General features: G+C 67.2%; 15 protein-coding genes. 6 read left to right on the top strand and 9 right to left on the bottom strand.

The features are described 5' to 3' along the window. Window positions 1–86: 86 nt before the first annotated feature. Window positions 87–3,665 carry a DNA polymerase III subunit alpha gene (gene dnaE / locus ACFSXZ_RS19950; protein ID WP_378266615.1) on the top strand — a complete coding sequence of 1,193 codons (3,579 nt, stop codon included), beginning with the start codon at window positions 87–89 and terminating at the stop codon, window positions 3,663–3,665. Continuing rightward, complete coding sequence (locus tag ACFSXZ_RS19955; RefSeq protein WP_378266616.1) at window positions 3,662–4,057, top strand: type II toxin-antitoxin system VapC family toxin; 396 nt, start codon at window positions 3,662–3,664, stop codon at window positions 4,055–4,057. Before dnaE ends, ACFSXZ_RS19955 begins: the two co-directional genes overlap by 4 nt. A gap of 6 nt (window positions 4,058–4,063) precedes the next feature. Here ACFSXZ_RS19955 and ACFSXZ_RS19960 read toward each other — a convergent pair whose 3' ends face one another. Then, complete coding sequence (locus ACFSXZ_RS19960; RefSeq protein ID WP_378266617.1) at window positions 4,064–5,578, bottom strand: peptide deformylase; 1,515 nt, start codon at window positions 5,576–5,578, stop codon at window positions 4,064–4,066. 101 nt (window positions 5,579–5,679) lie between these two features. Here ACFSXZ_RS19960 and ACFSXZ_RS19965 point away from each other — a divergent pair, with 101 nt between their 5' ends. After that, window positions 5,680–5,922 carry a hypothetical protein gene (locus ACFSXZ_RS19965; RefSeq protein ID WP_378266618.1) on the top strand — a complete coding sequence of 81 codons (243 nt, stop codon included), beginning with the start codon at window positions 5,680–5,682 and terminating at the stop codon, window positions 5,920–5,922. Next, entirely contained in the window at window positions 5,922–6,197 is a 276-nt protein-coding gene (locus ACFSXZ_RS19970) for a GntR family transcriptional regulator (protein ID WP_378266983.1), read from the top strand. The genes ACFSXZ_RS19965 and ACFSXZ_RS19970 overlap by 1 nt, the downstream gene beginning before the upstream one ends. 179 nt (window positions 6,198–6,376) lie before the next feature. Here the strand turns inward: ACFSXZ_RS19970 and ACFSXZ_RS19975 are convergent, their stop codons facing one another. Continuing rightward, on the bottom strand, window positions 6,377–7,606 hold the full coding sequence (locus ACFSXZ_RS19975) for an RNA polymerase sigma factor (protein WP_378266619.1): 1,230 nt from the start codon (window positions 7,604–7,606) through the stop codon (window positions 6,377–6,379). Next, the gene (locus ACFSXZ_RS19980) at window positions 7,606–7,968 is read right to left on the bottom strand and encodes a YciI family protein (protein ID WP_378266620.1); all 363 of its coding nucleotides are present in this window, start codon (window positions 7,966–7,968) and stop codon (window positions 7,606–7,608) included. Before ACFSXZ_RS19980 ends, ACFSXZ_RS19975 begins: the two co-directional genes overlap by 1 nt. 113 nt (window positions 7,969–8,081) lie before the next feature. Here ACFSXZ_RS19980 and ACFSXZ_RS19985 point away from each other — a divergent pair, with 113 nt between their 5' ends. Beyond that, complete coding sequence (locus tag ACFSXZ_RS19985; protein WP_378266621.1) at window positions 8,082–9,554, top strand: MFS transporter; 1,473 nt, start codon at window positions 8,082–8,084, stop codon at window positions 9,552–9,554. A 297-nt stretch (window positions 9,555–9,851) separates the two neighbouring features. Here the strand turns inward: ACFSXZ_RS19985 and ACFSXZ_RS19990 are convergent, their stop codons facing one another. Together ACFSXZ_RS19990 and ACFSXZ_RS19995 are read right to left on the bottom strand one after the other, a co-directional pair. After that, a complete protein-coding gene (locus ACFSXZ_RS19990) occupies window positions 9,852–11,096 on the bottom strand; it encodes a L,D-transpeptidase (RefSeq protein WP_378266622.1) in 1,245 nt (414 codons plus the stop codon). Window positions 11,097–11,313: 217 nt separating this feature from the next. Further along, the gene (locus ACFSXZ_RS19995) at window positions 11,314–12,186 is read right to left on the bottom strand and encodes a patatin-like phospholipase family protein (protein WP_378266623.1); all 873 of its coding nucleotides are present in this window, start codon (window positions 12,184–12,186) and stop codon (window positions 11,314–11,316) included. 325 nt (window positions 12,187–12,511) lie between these two features. Between ACFSXZ_RS19995 and ACFSXZ_RS20000 the strand changes: the two genes are divergently transcribed. Beyond that, window positions 12,512–14,455, top strand: a complete 1,944-nt coding sequence (locus ACFSXZ_RS20000) for an acyl-CoA dehydrogenase family protein (protein ID WP_378266624.1) — start codon at window positions 12,512–12,514, stop codon at window positions 14,453–14,455. Here the strand turns inward: ACFSXZ_RS20000 and ACFSXZ_RS20005 are convergent. The 4 genes from ACFSXZ_RS20005 to ACFSXZ_RS20020 form a co-directional block, all read right to left on the bottom strand. Then, a complete protein-coding gene (locus ACFSXZ_RS20005) occupies window positions 14,442–15,593 on the bottom strand; it encodes an RNA polymerase sigma factor (protein WP_378266985.1) in 1,152 nt (383 codons plus the stop codon). The genes ACFSXZ_RS20000 and ACFSXZ_RS20005 overlap by 14 nt on opposite strands. 21 nt (window positions 15,594–15,614) lie before the next feature. Then, window positions 15,615–16,022, bottom strand: a complete 408-nt coding sequence (locus tag ACFSXZ_RS20010; protein ID WP_378266625.1) for a YciI family protein — start codon at window positions 16,020–16,022, stop codon at window positions 15,615–15,617. A 111-nt stretch (window positions 16,023–16,133) separates the two neighbouring features. Then, entirely contained in the window at window positions 16,134–17,135 is a 1,002-nt protein-coding gene (gene lipA, locus ACFSXZ_RS20015) for a lipoyl synthase (RefSeq protein WP_378266626.1), read from the bottom strand. 79 nt (window positions 17,136–17,214) lie between these two features. After that, a complete protein-coding gene (locus ACFSXZ_RS20020; protein ID WP_378266627.1) occupies window positions 17,215–18,144 on the bottom strand; it encodes an oxidoreductase in 930 nt (309 codons plus the stop codon). Window positions 18,145–18,149: the final 5 nt, after the last annotated feature.

Below are 18,149 nucleotides of genomic sequence, written 5' to 3' on the forward strand. Positions count from 1 at the left end.
CGACGGCCATCGGCCGGAGGTAAAACGCACCCACGCTCATCACGCCATCGAGGTCGTGCGCGTCGCTCACGGGGAGGTTTTCGCTGGTGTCGAACGATTCCTTCGTCCACCTGCATGTGCACACCGAGTATTCGATGCTCGACGGTGCGGCGAAGATCGCTCCGTTGTTCGCCGAGGCGAAGCGGCTGGAGATGCCCGCGGTCGGCATGACCGACCACGGGAACATGTACGGGGCGGACGAGTTCTACCAGCAGGCCCGCAAGGCCGGCCTCAAGCCGATCATCGGGATCGAGGCCTACGTCGCGCCGGAGTCGCGCTTCCACAAGAAGCCGGTGTTCTGGGGGCAGAGCAGCCAGCGCGGCGCGGACGAGTTCGGTGAGGGCGGCGACGTCTCCGGTGGCGGCGCCTACACGCACATGACGATGCTCGCGCGGAACGCGACCGGGTTGCGGAACCTGTTCCGGCTGTCGTCGCTGGCCAGCATGCAGGGCTACTACCGCAAACCCCGGATGGACCGGGAGCTGATCTCCGAGTACCACGAGGGGATCGTCGCCACCACCGGCTGCCCGTCCGGCGAGGTGCAGACCCGGTTGCGGCTGGGCCAGCGGGACGAGGCGCTGCGGGCCGCCGCGGACTACCGCGACATCTTCGGCCAGGAGAACTTCTTCCTCGAGCTGATGGACCACGGTCTGCCGATCGAGCGGTCGGTGCGCGAGGGGCTGCTGGAGATCGGCCGGGCTCTCGACCTGAAACCGTTGGCCACCAACGATTCACACTATGTGACCAAGGATCAGGCGGACTCGCACTCGGCGTTGCTGTGCGTGCAGTCGGGCAAGACCCTCAACGATCCCAACCGCTTCAAGTTCGACGGTGACGGTTACTTCCTCAAGTCCGCGGCGGAGATGCGCGAGTACTGGGACAGCGAGGTCCCCGGCGCCGCCGACTCGACGTTGCTGATCGCCGAACGGGTCGAGTCCTACGAAGACGTCTACTCCCACAAGGACCGGATGCCGGTCTTCGACGTGCCGGAGGGCCACGACGAGGCGAGCTGGCTGCGGCACAAGGTGATGGAGGGGCTCAAGTGGCGCTTCCCCGAAGGGATTCCCGACGGGTACATCGAGCGGTGTGACTTCGAGCTCGAAGTCATCATCGCCAAGGGCTTCCCCGCCTACTTCCTCATCGTCGCCGACCTGATCCAGCACGCGCGCGAGGTGGGGATCCTGGTCGGGCCCGGTCGTGGCTCGGCCGCGGGCGCACTGGTCGCCTACGTCCTGGGCATCACGAACCTGGACCCGATCCCGCAGAAGCTGCTGTTCGAGCGGTTCCTCAACCCGGAGCGGATGTCCATGCCGGACATCGACATCGACTTCGACGACCGCAGGCGTGGCGAAATGATCCGCTACGCGACGGAGAAGTACGGGGCCGACAAGGTCGCCCAGGTCATCACCTTCGGCACGATCAAGACGAAGGCCGCGATCAAGGACTCGGCGCGGGTGCACTTCGGCCAGCCCGGGTACGCGATCGCGGACAAGATCTCCAAGGCGCTGCCGCCGCCGATCATGGCCAAGGACATCCCGCTGTCCGGCATCGTGGACCCGCAGCACGAGCGCTACGCCGAGGCGGCCGAGGTGCGCTCGCTGGTCGAGACCGACGAAGAGGTCTCGACGATCTTCAACACCGCGCGGGGCCTGGAGGGCCTGATCCGCAACGCGGGTGTGCACGCCTGCGCGGTGATCATGTCCAGCGAGCCGCTGATGGACGCGATCCCGGTCTGGCAGCGCGACGACGGTTCGATCATCACCGGCTGGGACTACCCGTCGTGTGAAGCCATCGGCCTGTTGAAGATGGACTTCCTCGGCCTGCGCAACCTCACCGTCATCGGTGACGCCCTGGAGAACATCAAGGCCAACCGCGGCGAGGAAATCGACCTCGACCGGCTGGGGCTGGAGGACGAGGAGGCCTACAAGCTGCTCGGCCGGGGCGACACCCTGGGCGTGTTCCAGCTCGACGGTGGTGCGATGCGGGACCTGCTGCGCCGTATGCAGCCCACCGGCTTCGAAGACATCGTCGCGGTGCTCGCGCTGTACCGGCCCGGCCCGATGGGCATGAACGCCCACAACGACTACGCCGACCGCAAGAACAACCGGCAGCAGATCAAGCCCATCCATCCGCAGCTGGAAGAACCCCTGAAGGAGATCCTGGCCGAGACCTACGGCCTGATCGTCTATCAGGAACAGATCATGCAGATCGCGCAGAAGGTCGCCGGCTACTCGATGGGCCGAGCGGATGTGCTGCGCCGCGCGATGGGCAAGAAGAAGAAGGAAGTCCTGGAAAAGGAGTTCGAGGGCTTCCACGCGGGGATGAAGGCCAGCGACATCGTTCCCGGCGGGTTCTCCGACGAGGCGATCCAGGCCCTGTGGGACACGATCCTCCCGTTCGCCGGTTACGCGTTCAACAAGAGTCACGCCGCGGCCTACGGCCTGATCGCGTACTGGACCGCGTTCCTGAAGGCCAACTACCGCGCCGAGTACATGGCGGCGCTGCTCACCTCCGTCGGCGACAACAAGGACAAGTCGGCGGTGTACCTCTCGGAGTGCCGCCGCCTGGGCATCAAGGTGCTGCCGCCGGACGTCAACGAGTCCGACCGCCGCTTCGCCGCCGTCGGGGAGTCGATCCGGTTCGGCCTCGGTGCCGTGCGCAACGTGGGCGCCAACGTGGTCGAGTCGATCATCAAGACCCGTAAGGAGAAGGGGAAGTACTCCTCGTTCACCGACTTCCTGGACAAGTCGGAACTGGTCGTCTGCAACAAGCGGGTGCTCGAGTCGCTGATCAAGGCGGGCGGGTTCGACTCGCTCGGGCACACCCGGCTGGCGATGATCCAGCAGCACGAGGACGCGGTGGAAGCGGTCGTCCCGCTCAAGCGCCAGGAGGCGATGGGCCAGTTCGACCTGTTCGGCGGCGGGGACGAGGCGGAGGCTTCGGCGGGCTCGTCTCCGCTCGCGCACGTCAAGTTCGTCACCGAAGAGTGGCCACGCAAGCAGTTGCTCGCCTACGAACGGGAGATGCTGGGGCTGTACGTGTCGGCGCACCCGCTGGACGGCGCCGAGCGCATCCTGCGCAAGCACGCCCCGAAGCCCATCGCCGCGATCCTGGACAACCCGCCCAAGGAGGGCGAACTGGTGGTGTCCGGGCTGATCACGTCGCTGGAGCGGCGGGTGAACAAGAAGGGCGAGCCCTGGGCGATCTGCACCGTGGAGGACATGGACGCCGCGCTCGAGGTCCTGTTCTTCCCCAAGTCCTATGTCATGTTCGCGGCCGATCTGGTGGAGGACAACGCGGTCCTGGTCAAGGGCCGGGTGAACTGGCGCGAGGACAGGATGTCGGTCTTCGGCGGCGGTCTCGTCCCGCTGGACCTCTCCGAGGCCGGCACGGGTGAGGATGACCCCCCGCTGGTCCTGCACTGCGCCGCCGAGAAGCTCGACAAGAGCGTGGTCGGTGAGCTGAAGCAGACCCTGCAGGCCCACAAGGGAGACACTCCGGTGCGCCTCAAGCTGATCGGTCCGCGCAGGGAGACCGTCTTCGCCCTCTACGACTATCCGGTGAAGGTCACCTCCATGCTGATGGGTGAGCTGAAGGGCATCCCCGGCATCACCGCGAGCACGTGACCAAGTACGTCATCGGCCCGGACGTGGCCCTTCGCCTGGCTCGCGAGGGGGTGGTGATCGACGAAGGGCACCGGCTCCTGGCTCCGACGCTGCTTCGCTCACAGGCGCTTTCGCTTCTCTACCAAGAGGTCCAGCGCGGTGAGTCGACGAAGAAGGAAGCCGAGCACCGGCTCGACTACCTACGCGGGCTGCGGATCCGGCTTCTCGGCGACCGTGTTCTCCAGGCCACCGCGTGGAAGGTCGCCGAAACACTCGGCTGGCCGGACACCTTTGACGCCGAGTACATCGCCTTGACCCAGCTCCAGGCAGACGCCTTGATCACACTCGACGAGCGCCTGGCGGCCGCCGCGAAGAAACTGGTGACCCTCGCCTCGATCGCGGATCTGTCCTGATCGGAATCAGTATTTCCAGTCGGAACCTGTACCCCGATACTGTTCGACGGGGATCGGGTCGATGCCCGGGCGCATCCGATCGGTATAGAGCGTGCCGTGCAGGTGATCGACCTCGTGAGCGACCAGGCGTGCGACGCCGAGTCCAAATACTGTGATCTTCCTCAGCCCATCGATGGTCGTGTGCTCCACTTGAATGGTGTGCGATCGCGGCACTCGGCCACGCACGTCGAAAAACGACAGGCAGCCCTCGTATTGTTCGTCAGTTGTCCCGGCGTGTTCGATGATGGTGGGGTTGAACAGAGTGATCGCTTCCCCACCCGGAGCGAACACGATGGCGGCCGTACGATCGATCCCGATCTGCGGTGCGGCGATACCCATGCCTTTGCCGAATGTGTGCACCTGAGCAACGCGTTCAGCGGCGGAGTGTAGCGCGGTGACCACGCGACGTGCGTCCTCGGCCTCGGCAGGTAGATCGAACCGGCGGGCGGGCCGATGCAGCGAGGGGTCCGTGTCCTGGACGATGCCGAGCGATGCCATGACCTCACTCGGTCTGGCCGGAGACCCGGTTCTGGTGCCGGTGCGGCTCTTGAAGTCCCATTCCAACCGGTATCGAGCGTGAAGCGGCGGGTTTTCACAGGACCATGAGAAGATGTTCCGTTCCCCGCTTGTGACGTGGGTAATCGGCGTGGCGAACGGCATGGCCTGTGCCGTCATCGACGTGTGCAGGCCCCACACTGACGCGGAGCAGCCGGCCGGAAAATCCAGACATACTGACAATGTTCGCGTCGGCAACCGGATCGCGCGCTGGAACCAATTCCCCCAGTGTTCCTCGCGTATCGTGTATTCGTACTCGATCCACGTGGATTCGCCCGGATACAAGGGAAAGTGGCCATTTTCTCCGGAAAAGAGCAGCCATATTTCTTTGAACGCGTCGCGGTCGTGATGCGGAATCCAGTTCATCACGTTCGTCCGCCCTTGCCCATGCCAGGCACGCAGTCCGATTTCTTCCCAGGTAAGTGGGTTTCCACTGTAGAGCTGACTGGAGCGTTCGGGGTCACCGGGGTAGCGGTCGACAGAAATCCGGATCAGGTAACGACTGATCGGTTCGCCGCTTTGGTTGAGGAGAAGCCGACGTTGGGTGAGACGATATATGCCGTTTTCGTAACGCAGGATTGCGTCGTCGTGATCGACGACCAAGCTCGCCGCACCTGTCGGTTCGGCTGTCTTCGGTAGCGCGGGTGGCCGGGCCCGAGGCGACCGAGCGTTTTCGTATTCCTGAAACGCGGTGCGCAAGGCCCCACCGGCGCGGAGCGCCGTCTCGGCGTGCGCGGCGAACGTCGCCGATGGTCGCTCTGTGCCGGACTCTACTTTGGACACGTAGGAACGGTCGTAGCCCATCGCCTTGGCCAGCGTGGTGCGGGAGTGCCCACGCACATCGCGCCAGCGTTTGAGTTCGACGGCGAAGAGGTTCACCTCGGACTCTTCGTCCCTCGACTCGGCGTGAGACAAATTCGTTGTCACCGAGACCTCCCATGATCTTGGCACTGTGAGTGTGCGTGAACACACCGTGAGTCATCAATCAGCCTACCTGCACACCCACCAATCGCGGTGTTCTTGACACCGTGAGCACGCTGGCTTGGTTCGAGGTCTGCACCTTGGGGCCGGTTGTCGTTCACTCGCTCGGGTTACTGCTGCGGAAACGGCGGCGGCTCAAGCAGGAGGCCTGGAAGCGCGACGAGCGGTCGGCGGCCGCTATTGCGGCTCGAGTGGAACAAGAACGCGAGCAAGCCAAGAAACCGGTGCGATGGCCCCTCGTCGACCCCGATCGAGGCGAGGTGCGGGAGAAAGGAAGAAGAGAATCATGATGGATAGGGAGTGTGACCAGGCTGACGAACGCCTGGGGACCTTTCGGATTGACCGGACGGCATTACCTTACCTCTACCGTCAGGTCGCGGGGCACATCGCCGCGCGTATCGCGGTAGGTCAACTGCCCCAATCCGAGATGTTGTCTTCGGAATCGGCTCTGGCCAAAGAGTATGGAGTCGCGCTGGGGACAGCCCGGCGAGCGATCGGACTCCTGCGTCAGGAAGGACTTCTGGTCACCATCCGCAGCAGGGGAACGTTCGTGGTGGGAAGGTGACCGAGGAGGATGCTCGGCGAATTGCGGGCGCGGACGGGACTGGGCCGGACAGAGAACGGCGTAGGTGATTACCAATCCGACCAAAAGCAGGCGGAGACGGGCCGCCGCCAACCTGCTTGTATCGACCCGTTTCCGCCGTGGCTGTGGTCGGATTGGTAACGATCGGCACAGTAAGCGGTTCACGAGAGCGCGGCGGCCTTCGCTTCGAGGTAGCGGCGCTCCGGGAGGCTGGCGGTCAGGCGGGCTGCTTCGTGGTAGGCCACGCGTGCCGCGTCGGACGAGCCGGCTATTTCCAGGAGATGCGCGCGGACGGCCGCCAGCCGGTGGTGGCCGGCGATCCGGTCGTCGGAAGCCAGCGAGGCCAGCATGTCGAGTCCGGTTTGCGGGCCGTGCACCATCGCGGCGGCGACCGCGTGGTTGAGCGTGATCACCGGGTTTTCCGCCAGCCGTTCGAGAATCCGGTACAGGGCAAGGATTTGGGGCCAGTCCGTGTCGGCCGCGGACGCTGCCTCGTCGTGGATGGCGGCGATCGCGGCCTGGACCTGGTAGGGACCGAGGGGCGCCCGCGCCAAGGTCCGGTTGATCAGCGCGACGCCTTCGGCGATCGAGTCACGGTCCCACCGGGTACGGTCCTGCTCCGCGAGCGGAACCAGCGTGCCGTCCGGCCGGGTCCGCGCGGGACGGCGGGCATCGGTGAGCACCATGAGCGCGAGCAGGCCGGCCACTTCGCCGTCGTCGGGCAGCGTGCGGTGCACCATCCGCGTCAGGCGGATCGCTTCTCCGGTCAGTTCGGCGCGATGCAGTTCCGTTCCGGAGGTGGCGGTGTACCCCTCGTTGAAGATCAGGTACAGCACATGCGACACCACGCGTAACCGTCCGGCCAGTTCCGGTTCGGCGGGCAAGGAGAACGTGGCACCCGCGGCCTTGATCCGGTGCTTGGCGCGACTGATCCGTTGCGCCATCGTCGTTTCCGGTACGAGGAACGCACGGGCGATCTCGGCGGTGCTCAAGCCGCCGACGGCGCGGAGCGTGAGCGCGACCTGTGACGACTCGGACAAGGTGGGATGGCAGCACAGGAACAGGACGGTCAGCGTGTCGTCGAAGTCCGGCGAACGGTCCTCGTCGGGGCCGGGCGAGAAGACCGGGCCACGCGCGGCGACCGTGACTTCACGCCTGCGACGGGCGGACTCGGCACGCCAGTGGTCGGTCAGGCGCCGCGTGGCCACCGTGAGCAGCCAGCCCTGTGGGTTCGCGGGTGCGCCACGCTCGGGCCACTGCGCGGCCGCGTCCAGCAGGGCATCGCCGACCGCGTCCTCGCAGGCGGCGAAATCGCCGTAGCGCCGCACCAGGGTGCCGAGGACCCGCGGCGCGAGTTCGCGCAGCAGGTCCCCGGCCGCCAGGGGATCCATCACATTTCCGCGCCGGAGGTGTGCATGATCGCCCGGACCTCCACGGCGAAGTGCCGCGCGTCCGGCCAGCTCGCGGCGATCTCGACCGCACGCTCCTCGGAATCGCACTCGACGATCAGGTATCCCCCCAACTGCTCCTTGGCCTCCGCGAACGGGCCGTCCGTGACCACCGCCGCACCGTCGCGCACCCGCACCGTTTTCGTGGTCGAGGAGTCCGCGAGCGCCTGCCCGCCGATGAGCTCACCGCTCTCGGTCAGCTCCTTCATGATCCGGTCGACGTCACCGAACAACTCCTCGCGCTCCTGCTCGGAAAAGGCCTCGTAGGTGGCCGGGTTGTTGTGGATCGCCAGCAGGTATTTCATGTCCTTCGCTCCTCTTCGGCCGGTCTGCCGATCAGACGCTGTCACTCCCTTGTCGGAGCGGGCTGCTGGTCCTCGACACAGCGACGTCTACTTGCCGATGTAACCATGGCAAAGTGACAGACAGCTCCTACCGACCCGACCCACGACGCTGGAAGGCACTGGCGGTCACGCTCGCCGCCGGGTTCATGACCATGCTCGACGTCAGCATCGTCAACGTCGCCCTGCCGTCGATCCAGAGCGGGATCGGCGCGAGCGCCGGGACGGTGCAGTGGGTGGTGTCGGGCTACGTCCTGACCTTCGGGCTCGTCCTGGTCTCCGGCGGGCGGCTCGGCGACGCGCTGGGCAGACGGCAGATGTTCCTCATCTCCCTCGCCGGGTTCGTGGCGATGAGCGCGTTCGCCGGCGCGGCGCCCACGGCAGGCATCCTGGTCACCGCCCGGCTGCTCCAGGGAGCCGTCGCCGGCCTCCTGACCCCGCAGAACACCGGCCTCATCCAGGAGCTATTCCGCGGTGCCGAGCGCGGTCGGGCGTTCGGGGTGTTCGGCGCCATGATCGGGGTGTCGACGGCGGTGGGCCCGGTGCTGGGCGGCCTGATCATCACCGCGTTCGGCGCGCAGGAGGGCTGGCGCTGGGTGTTCTACGTCAACGTCCCGGTCGGCCTGCTGGCTTTCGTGCTCGCCATGCGGCTGGTCCCCGTCGTGGAACGACGGCGGATCGACGTCCGTTCCGAGATCGACTTCGGGGGCATCGTCCTGCTCGGCCTCGCGGTGCTGGGGGTGTTGCTGCCGCTGGTGGAGGCCGAACAGCACGGCCTGAGCCGGATGTGGTGGCTCTTCCCGGCCGCCGCCGTGGTCGGCTTCCTGTTCGTCCACTGGGAACGGCGGACGAAGCGCACCGGACGTGCGCCGCTGATCGACGTGGAGTTGTTCGCCTCGACGCCCGGTTACGCGTCCGGCGCCGCGCTGGGCGCCGTTTACTTCTGTGGTTTCTCCGGGCTCTGGCTGGTGTTCGCGCTGTTCTTCCAGCAGGGACTCGGCTACTCACCGTTGGAGTCCGGCCTGTCGGTGACCCCGTTCGCGATCGGTTCGGCGGTGTCCGCGGCTCTGGCGGGACGGCTGGTGGCGCGCTGGGGCCGGAGACTGACGGTGACCGGGCTGGGTCTGGTCACCGTCGCCCTGGTCGCGGTCGTGTTGTTGGTCTGGCTCGCGCCGACCCGTCACATGGGCCTGCTCACCGCGCTGCCGTTGCTGGTCGGCGGCATCGGCGGTGGCATGGTGATTTCGCCGAACACCACGCTGACCCTGGAATGCGTGCCCACCCGGGTGGCGGGGGTCGCCGGTGGCGCGTTGCAGACCGGTCAACGGATCGGTATCGCGATCGGCACCGCGGTCCTCGCGGGGGTGTACCGCGCGGTCGTCGCCTCGTCGCACGAGGACTTCTCGGACGCCCTGGCCATCGCCGTGGTGTGCGCGATCGCGTTCATTCTGGTGGCCTTGGTGCTGGCCGTTTTCGAGCTCCGGGCCCAGCGAGCACGACGCCCGGCGGACCAATCACAGAGAGTCACACATGCTGCCCCATCTGGGTGACATGTGCCTCGATGTACTAGGCCATCGGCCCGGGTTGCCGGTACACCTGTAATTGCCTTCCGCGAGGAAGTTCGTCACTGAAGTACTCACCGATGTGGCGGTATGGGCTCGTGATCCGGGGATGGGGTCACGAACCCGGCGAGCCGTGATCCGTCTTGCGTCAGACACACACGGTCACTTCCTGGCACAGCTGTCGGCGTCCGCGGGGGACCGTACGGCGGCTTGCCTGAAGGCGTCGGCTCGGACGGGTCACTGGTGGGGACCGGTGCCCGTCCGAGTCCGGTTACCGCACCAGGTTCACTTGAGCGCGCTGCCCTTCTGCCACTGGTCCCAGGAGAGCTCCCAGTCGCCGTAGAGGTCGTAGACGGGCAACGGCGGGCCGCCCGAGTTGGTCACCTCGACCACATCGCCGAGCCCCAGCGTGTTGAAGAACCAGGTGGCGTTTTCCTCATTGAGGTTGATGCAGCCGTGCGAGACGTTCGCGTTGCCCTGCGCCCCCACGCTGTTGGGGTTCATGTGGACGAACTCGCCGTCGTCGGAGATCCGTTCGGTCCAGTATTCGTCGGACTTGTACCACCCGGGCTGTCCCTGGCAGACACCGTAGGTGCACGAGTCCATCGTGTACTTCTGCGCCTTGAACGAGATCACGTGCGGGCCGACGTGCGTGGGAGTCGAGTCCTTGCCGAGCGAAATCGGCATCGACTTCACCATCTGTCCATTGTGGAAGATCTGCATCTGGTCGGTGTTGCCGTCGGCCTTGGCGATCCAGGAGTCGTGGATCCGGTAGGTCTCCGTGCGGTCCTCGGCACCGTAGACGCCGTTGCCGAAATCGACCCCGTAGACCTTCGCGCTCACCGTCAGCGTCGTTCCGGGCTGCCAGTACTGCTTAGGCCGGTAGTGCACGTTCTTGTCGTCCATCCAGTACCAACTGCCCGGCTGGGACGGATTCGACTGGACGGAAAGCTGCTTTTCCACCGCGCTCTTGTTCTTCACCGGGTAGGTGAACTGGAAACCGATCACCTGGCCGACCCCGACACCGGTCTGCGCGACCGCGGAAGGTGCCGGAAGCAGATTGGGATTCGCCTGTTTCGCCGGCGTCAGCGTGGTGACCTTGCCCTGCTGCTCGACGGTCTGTCCGTTCGGGTCGGCGCCCTTGGCGTCCACCGCGTAGGTACTGCCATAGCCCAGCGGTTCTGACGAAGTCCAGGTGGTCTTGTCCGCCGACATGCCGCCCGTGACGGGTTTGTTCTTCGCGGTATTGGTGACGATCACGTCGGTCAGCGTGCCGCCGGTGGCCTTGACCACGATCGGCGTCGCCGGGCTGACATTCGTGGCGCCGGGCGCGGGCGTGATGTCCACCTTCACCGTCGCTCCCGGTGCGGCCGAGAGCAGACCGCCCGGCGCACCGGGATTTCCGGAAGTGCCGTTGTCACCGGAAGAACAGGCCGACAGGGTGAGGACGGCGACAAGTGCGGCGGTGACCGCACCTGCACCGCCGCGGGAAAAACGAGTACGGGAAAAACGAGGCGCTTCGAACGACATGGGTTCTCTTCCGCGGAGGATCGGCGGGCAGGCGTGGGCAATACTGTGCGGATCGTTACCAATCCGACCACAGCCACGGCGGAAACGGGTCTGTACAGCCAGATTGGCCGCGGTCCGTCTCCGCCTACTTTTGGTCGGATTGGTAAAATACCGCTTTCGAAAGGACGGGTCCCGGCCCGGTTTGTTGCCCCGGGGTGGTCCGGATCACCGCTGTTCGTCAAGCCGGTGCGGCGATCCCCGGACCTCCGTACAGTCCCGGGCCGTCGACCCTCAGCCCGGCGAGATAACGCTTGGCCGCGTGGTAGGCCCCGATGATCAACTCGTCGGTGTGACTGAAGTCGAGCGCGCTCATCCGGACCGGGACGGGGCCGGGAAGATAGACGACCGGAACTTCGGCCGCCGCGATGGGCGCTTCCAGCACCGCCTGGTTCCGCATGCTGACCATGGCGGTGTACATGAGCACTTCGGCGAAGGTCCGCGGCGGTGACGGAACCTGGCCGGGAAAGGCGCAGTCGAGCACCACCAGGGAACGCGCGCCCATCCGCAATGCCTGCCGCATCGGCACATTCGCCACCAGGCCGCCGTCGTAGAGCAACTTGCCTTCGTAGGCCACGGGCGGGTAGATGCCCGGAACCGCCGCGCTGGCAAGCAAAATGGGCAGCAGCTCGCCCGAGCGAACCAGGAACGGGCCCGCGGTGTCGATGTCGGTGGCCACCACGCCGAACGGCAGCTTGAGGTCGTCGAAGCGGACGTTCGCGCCCACGTGGTCGTTGATGATGGTGGCGAGCCCGCTGTTGGGGAACAGGTGGATCTTGGTGTGCCGCAGGGTCCGAACCTGGCTGAACACTCCGCCCGGAAAGGCCTCCTGCCGGGTCATGTGGGCCCACGTCTCGCCGAGGCGGTCCAGCGCGCCGACCGGGTCGAGAGCCAGGACCGCGCCGTTGAGCGATCCGACCGACGTGCCGGTGACGAGGTCGGGCCGGACGCCGGCCTCGTCGAGTGCGCGCAGCATGCCCACCTGGGTCGCGCCGAGGCTGGCACCGCCACCCAGCACGAACCCGATCGGCCGAGGGAGGTTCAGGTCGGCCATCGGCTGCGCGCCTCCTTGCTCGAGATGCGTGTGTTTGCCGATCCGACCGAAAGCACGCGGAGACGGTCCGCGGCCGAACTGCTGTTGGACACCCGTTTCCGCCGTGGCTGCCGCCGGATTGGTCAACGAACTACTCAGCCATCGTCGCTTGAACCGGCGGGCCGGCGCCACGCGGTGACGGGCACGCCGCTGACCGGCGAGGACCTTTGACGAACGAGACACGGACGGAGGGTTTCCTGGTGGCTACCGATGGGTAACACTGGTGAGCAGCCCAGCTGGGTCACCCAGCTCACCAGGGCTTGACGGCCCGGCTAGGAGGTGCCCGATGGTTGATCGAACGACGGCGGCGGAGAAGGAAGTCACCGAGAAGGAAGCCCGTGCGGTCGCCGAAGAGGCTCGGGAAAGCGGCTGGGGGAAGCCGTCCTTCGCCAAGGAGCTCTACCTCGGCCGGTTCCGTCTCGACCTGATCCACCCCTATCCGCGCTCGTCACCGGAGGCCATCGCGAAGGCCGACAGGTTCCTCGGCCGGTTGCGCGAGTACTGCGCCACGCTGGACGGCGCCGTGATCGAACGCGAGAACCGCATTCCCGACGAATACGTCAAGGGGCTGGCCGACCTGGGTTGCTTCGGCATCAAGATTCCCGAGCAGTACGGCGGTCTCGGGCTCGACCAGGTCGCCTACAACCACGCGCTGATGCTCGTGGGCACCGTGCATTCGTCGCTCGGCGTGCTGCTGTCGGCACACCAGTCCATCGGCGTGCCCGAGCCGCTCAAGCTCGCCGGGTCACCGGAGCAGAAGGCGAAGTTCCTGCCGCGCTGCGCGAAGGGCGCGGTCACCGCGTTCCTGCTCACCGAACCCGACGTGGGTTCCGACCCGGCGCGGCTGGCCACCTCCGCGATCCCGATCGAAGACGGACAGGCCTACGAACTCGACGGCGTGAAACTGTGGACCACCAACGGTGTCGTCGCGGAACTGGTCGTGGTGATGGCGCGGGTGCCGAAATCCGAAGGTCATCGCGGTGGCGTCACCGCCTTCATCGTCGAAATGGACACTCCCGGTATCACCGTGGAACGGCGGAACTCGTTCATGGGCCTGCGCGGCATCGAGAACGGGGTGACGCGCTTCCACAAGGTCCGCGTGCCGAAGGAAAACGTCGTCGGCGGCGAAGGGAAGGGACTCAGGATCGCCTTGGCGACGCTGAACACCGGCAGGCTGTCCATTCCCGCGATGTGCGCGGCGGCGGGGAAGTGGTCGCTGAAGATCGCCCGTGAGTGGTCCGCCGAGCGGGTCCAGTGGGGCAAGCCGATCGCCCGTCACGAGGCCGTGGCGAAGAAGATCTCCTTCATCGCGGCGACCACGTACGCACTCGAAAGCATCGTCGAACTGTCCGCGCACATGAGTGACGAGGGGCGCAACGACATCAGGATCGAGGCGGCGCTGGCGAAACTCTGGGCGAGCGAGATGTCGTGCAAGGTGGCCGACGAGCTGATGCAGATCCGGGGTGGCCGCGGTTACGAGACCGCGGAATCCCTTGCGGCGCGCGGAGAACGCGCCGTCGGCGTGGAGCAACTGGTCCGTGATCTCCGGATCAACCGGATCTTCGAAGGCTCGACGGAGATCATGCACCTGCTCATCGCCCGTGAGGCGGTCGACGCGCACCTGTCCGCGGCGGGCGCGCTCGCCGACGCGGACGCCGACCTGTCCGCGAAGGCGAAAGCGGCGGCCAAGGCCAGCGGCTTCTACGCGCGCTGGCTCCCGCAACTGGTCGCGGGCAAGGGTCAGTCGCCGATGGCGTTCGGGGAATTCGGCCCGCTGGCGCAGCATCTGAGGTTCGTCGAGCGGACCTGCCGCAAGCTGGCCCGGTCGACGTTCTACGGCATGGCCCGCTGGCAGGCGGGGTTGGAGAAGCGGCAGGCGTTTCTCGCCAGGATCGTCGACATCGGCGCGGAACTGTTCGCGATGGCGGCGAGTTGTGTCCGTGCCGAGATGCAGCGCTCCGGTGACGCCCACCAGGGTGCGGCGGCTTACGAGCTGGCGGATGTGTTCTGCCGCCAGGCCAGGCTGCGGGTCGGCGAGCTGTTCGACGCCCTGTGGTCCAACACCGACGAGGCGGACACGCGGCTGTCCAAGCGCACCATCGACGGTCACTACACCTGGCTGGAGGCCGGGGTCTTCGACCCCAGCGAGGGCACCGGGCCGTGGATCGCCGACTGGCAGGCCGGCGCCTCGACCGAACACTCGGTCGCGCGCCGGTTCAGCGGGAGTTGAACTCCCGTCGGATTGATGACAAACGGCGCAGGAGGTGGTCGCGTTCGGCGAGGTTGGTCGCCTTTCGAGCCGCCTCGCCGTACAACCGCGCCGCCGTCGCCAGGTCGCCGTCGCGCTCGTGGAGGTACGCGGCCACCGCGGCGTAGCGGGGCAGTGATGCGTCGAGTTCCGTAAGGGCCGCGAGACCGGCTCGCGGTCCGTCGGCCTCGCCGACGGCCACCGCGCGATTGAGCCGGACGACGGGGCTGTCGGTCAGGCGCACCAGCTCGTCGTACCACTCGACGATCTGTACCCAGTCGGTCTCCTCGGCGGTGAGCGCGTCGGCGTGAAGTGCCGCGATGGCGGCCTGGGCCTGGAACTCGCCCAGCCGATCGCGGGCGAGGGCCGCCTGCAGGATTTCGACGCCCTCCGCGATCGCCACGGTGTCCCACCGGCCTCGGTCCTGCTCGGCGAGCGGGACCAGGCTGCCGTCGGGCGCGATCCGGGCGGCGCGCCGGGCATGGTGAAGCAGCATGAGCGCGAGCAGTCCCGCCACCTCGGGATGGTCGATCGCGGCCGCGAGCTGCCGGGTGAGCCGGATGGCCTCGGCCGCGAGATCGACGTCACCGGAGTATCCCTCGTTGAAGACCAGGTACAGGACGCGCAGCACGGTGGCGACGTCACCGGGCTGGTCGAACCGCACGCCCGAGACGGTGCGCTTGGCCCGGCTGATGCGCTGGGCCATGGTCGCCTCGGGCACCAGATAGGCCTGAGCGATCTGGCGGGTGGTCAGACCGCCGACGGCGCGGAGCGTGAGCGCGACCGCTGACGCCGGCGTCAGCGACGGGTGGGCGCACAGGAAGTAGAGCTGGAGCGTGTCGTCCACGTCCACCGCGGAATCCTGCTCCGCCGGGTCGACACTCACGCGGTCCTCACGCCGGCGGCGGGCGGCGTCCGCCCTCGTCATGTCGAGGAACCGGTTCCAGGCCACCGTGACCAGCCAGCCCTTCGGATCCCGTGGCGGGTCCTCCGGCCAGACGCGGATCGCCTCGACCAGCGCGTCCTGGACGGCATCCTCGGCCGCCGCGAAGTCGGCTCCGCGGCGGACGAGGATCCCGAGCACACCCGGCGTGAGGCTCCGGAGCAGGGCCTCATCCAACATCCGAGGTCACACCCCCGGTCAGTCGGTGATGGTGGGCGGCTCGCCCAGGAACGGGCGCAGTTCGAGCCACTCGTGGATCGGCTTCCCATCCGCCCCCGGGGCGGCCGAGAGCTCCCCGGCCAGTTCGACGGCACGCTCGTGGCTCTCGACGTCGATCACCATCCAGCCGGCGATGAGGTCCTTCGTCTCGGCGAACGGGCCGTCGGTGACCGGCGGGCGGCCTTCGCCGTCGTACCGGACCCACGTGCCCTCGGGGGCGAGCGCCTGAGCGTCGACGAACTCACCGGACTCTTCGAGCCGGGCCGCGAAGTCCTGCATGAACTTGATGTGGGCCGAGACCTCCTCCGGCGTCCACTTGTCCATCGGCACGTTGTTGACCGGAGCCGGGGCGCCGCGGTAGTGCTTCAGCAGCAGGTACTTGGCCATCGTGATTCTCCTCGGTGCTTGTGCGACCCATTCTGGTCGCGTTCACCTCGGGGACGGAGCCGGCCACCCGTTCTCGACATCGTCGGGAAAAAATTTTGGAAACGCGCCGGATCAACGCGTGAGCAGGCTCGATGCCTCCTGCGCGGCGGGTCCCGCCTCGGCCAGGTGCGCCAGGTTCTCCGGCAGGGCCTCGCCGCGGTGCCGCTTGGTCTGCGCGTACAACCGGCCCGCCCGGTAGGACGAGCGGACCAGCGGACCCGCCATCACTCCGGCGAAGCCGAGCGATTCGGCCGCCCGGGAGTGTTCGACGAACTCCTCCGGCTTGACCCACCGGTCCACCGGGTGATGCCGGACCGAAGGCCGCAGGTACTGGGTGATGGTGAGGATCTCGCACCCGGCGTCGACCAGGTCCCGCATGGCGGGCTCGACCTCGTCGGGGGTCTCGCCCATGCCGAGGATGAGGTTCGACTTGGTGACCAGCCCGGCCTCACGCGCTCGGGTGATGACTTCGAGCGAGCGCGCGTAACGGAAGCCGGGACGGATGCGCTTGAAGATCCGCGGCACGGTTTCCACGTTGTGCGCCAGCACCTCGGGCCGGGACGAGAACACCTCGGCGAGTTGCGCGGGATCGGCGTTGAAGTCGGGGATCAGCAACTCCACGCCCGTGCCCGGGTTGAGCGCGTGGATCTGCCGGACGGTCTCGGCGTAGAGCCAGGCTCCGCCGTCTTCGAGGTCGTCCCGCGCGACGCCGGTGACCGTCGAGTACCGGAGGCCCATCGCCTGCACGCTTTCCGCGACGCGGCGCGGTTCCTCGCGGTCGAGCTCCGCGGGCTTGCCGGTGTCGATCTGGCAGAAGTCACAACGGCGGGTGCACTGGTCTCCACCGATGAGGAAGGTGGCCTCGCGGTCCTCCCAGCATTCGTAGATGTTGGGGCAGCCCGCTTCTTCGCAGACGGTGTGCAGACCTTCCCTGCGCACCAGGCCCTTGAGCTCGGTGAACTCGGGCCCCATCCTGGCCCTGGTCTTGATCCAGGACGGTTTCTTCTCGATGGGGGTTTCACTGTTGCGGACCTCGAGCCGCAGCAGTTTCCGACCTTCAGGCACAACAGTCACGTCGGTCAGCCTACGCCGTGAGCTCCGTGTTCAGCCCGCGACGGAGCGCGGTTTCACAGTCTCTTGGGTTTCCCGGTTTTCAGGCCGGATCGGGCGTGATGCCGGTCAACTTCGCGGTCAGCTCCCACAGGGCCGTACCGGTGCGCTGGTCCAGCGCGGTCCGCAGGGGCGGCACGAACGCGGGATAGCCGCGCATTCCACCCAGCCCGCCTGCCCCGACGTAGTCGCCTCCGTTGACGGCCGGCGCGGTCGCCGCGTAGAGCTGGGGCAGCGCGCCCATCTTGACGTTCTGGCCGAGCAAGACGTCACCAATCCGCCCAGCGACGTCGAAGACCGAGCGAACAACCACATTGGAGTAGGACCGGGCCATGGCGGCGTTGAGACCGGTGGCGGTGTAGCCCGGGTGGGCGGCCACGCTGACGACGTCCTCACCCGCCGCGCGCAGCCGCCGGTCCAGTTCGAGCGCGAACACCTGGTCCGCGAACTTGGACTGGCCGTAGGCGGCTGCCGGGTTGTAGCGGTGGCGCTCGAAGTTCGGGTCGTCCAGCACCGAACCGGGCCCTCGAGCGAGGAGGCTGGACACCGTCACCACACGCGACTCGCCCGCGCCGCGCAACGCCGGCATGAGCAGCCAGGTCAAAGCCGCGGGCCCCAGGTAGTTGGTGCCGAACTGGAGCTCGAACCCGTCGGCGGTGACGGACCTCGGGGTGGCCATCACGCCGGCGTTGTTGATCAGGATGTCGAGCCGGTCACCGGTGCGTTCCCGCACGCCGGAGGCCGCCTGGCGGACCGAGGCCAGATCGGCGAGGTCCAGGTGAACCAGCGTGCCGCCCGGCACCGAGCGCACCGCCTGCTCACCCCGCTCACGGGACCGGCAGGCGAGCAGGACGTGCGCGCCCTTGCCCGCCAGGACCTGGGCGCTGCGCAGGCCGAGTCCCGAATTCGCGCCGGTGATCAGCACCGTGCGGCCTGTCTGGTCCGGGATGTCCGCCTCGGTCCACTTGGTCATGCGAG

The sequence above is a fragment of the Amycolatopsis pigmentata genome, from assembly GCF_042684065.1.
GTDB classification, from domain to species: Bacteria; Actinomycetota; Actinomycetes; order Mycobacteriales; family Pseudonocardiaceae; genus Amycolatopsis_E; species Amycolatopsis_E pigmentata.

Excerpts from the sequence above, each read along its gene's own strand:
- ACFSXZ_RS19970 (WP_378266983.1), top strand. The coding sequence starts at position 5,922 with ATGGATAGGGAGTGTGACCAGGCTGACGAACGCCTGGGGACCTTTCGG.
- ACFSXZ_RS19975 (WP_378266619.1), bottom strand. The coding sequence starts at position 7,606 with ATGGATCCCCTGGCGGCCGGGGACCTGCTGCGCGAACTCGCGCCGCGG.
- ACFSXZ_RS19980 (WP_378266620.1), bottom strand. The coding sequence starts at position 7,968 with ATGAAATACCTGCTGGCGATCCACAACAACCCGGCCACCTACGAGGCC.
- ACFSXZ_RS19990 (WP_378266622.1), bottom strand. The coding sequence starts at position 11,096 with ATGTCGTTCGAAGCGCCTCGTTTTTCCCGTACTCGTTTTTCCCGCGGC.
- ACFSXZ_RS19995 (WP_378266623.1), bottom strand. The coding sequence starts at position 12,186 with ATGGCCGACCTGAACCTCCCTCGGCCGATCGGGTTCGTGCTGGGTGGC.
- ACFSXZ_RS20000 (WP_378266624.1), top strand. The coding sequence starts at position 12,512 with ATGGTTGATCGAACGACGGCGGCGGAGAAGGAAGTCACCGAGAAGGAA.
- ACFSXZ_RS20010 (WP_378266625.1), bottom strand. The coding sequence starts at position 16,022 with ATGGCCAAGTACCTGCTGCTGAAGCACTACCGCGGCGCCCCGGCTCCG.
- ACFSXZ_RS20020 (WP_378266627.1), bottom strand. The coding sequence starts at position 18,144 with ATGACCAAGTGGACCGAGGCGGACATCCCGGACCAGACAGGCCGCACG.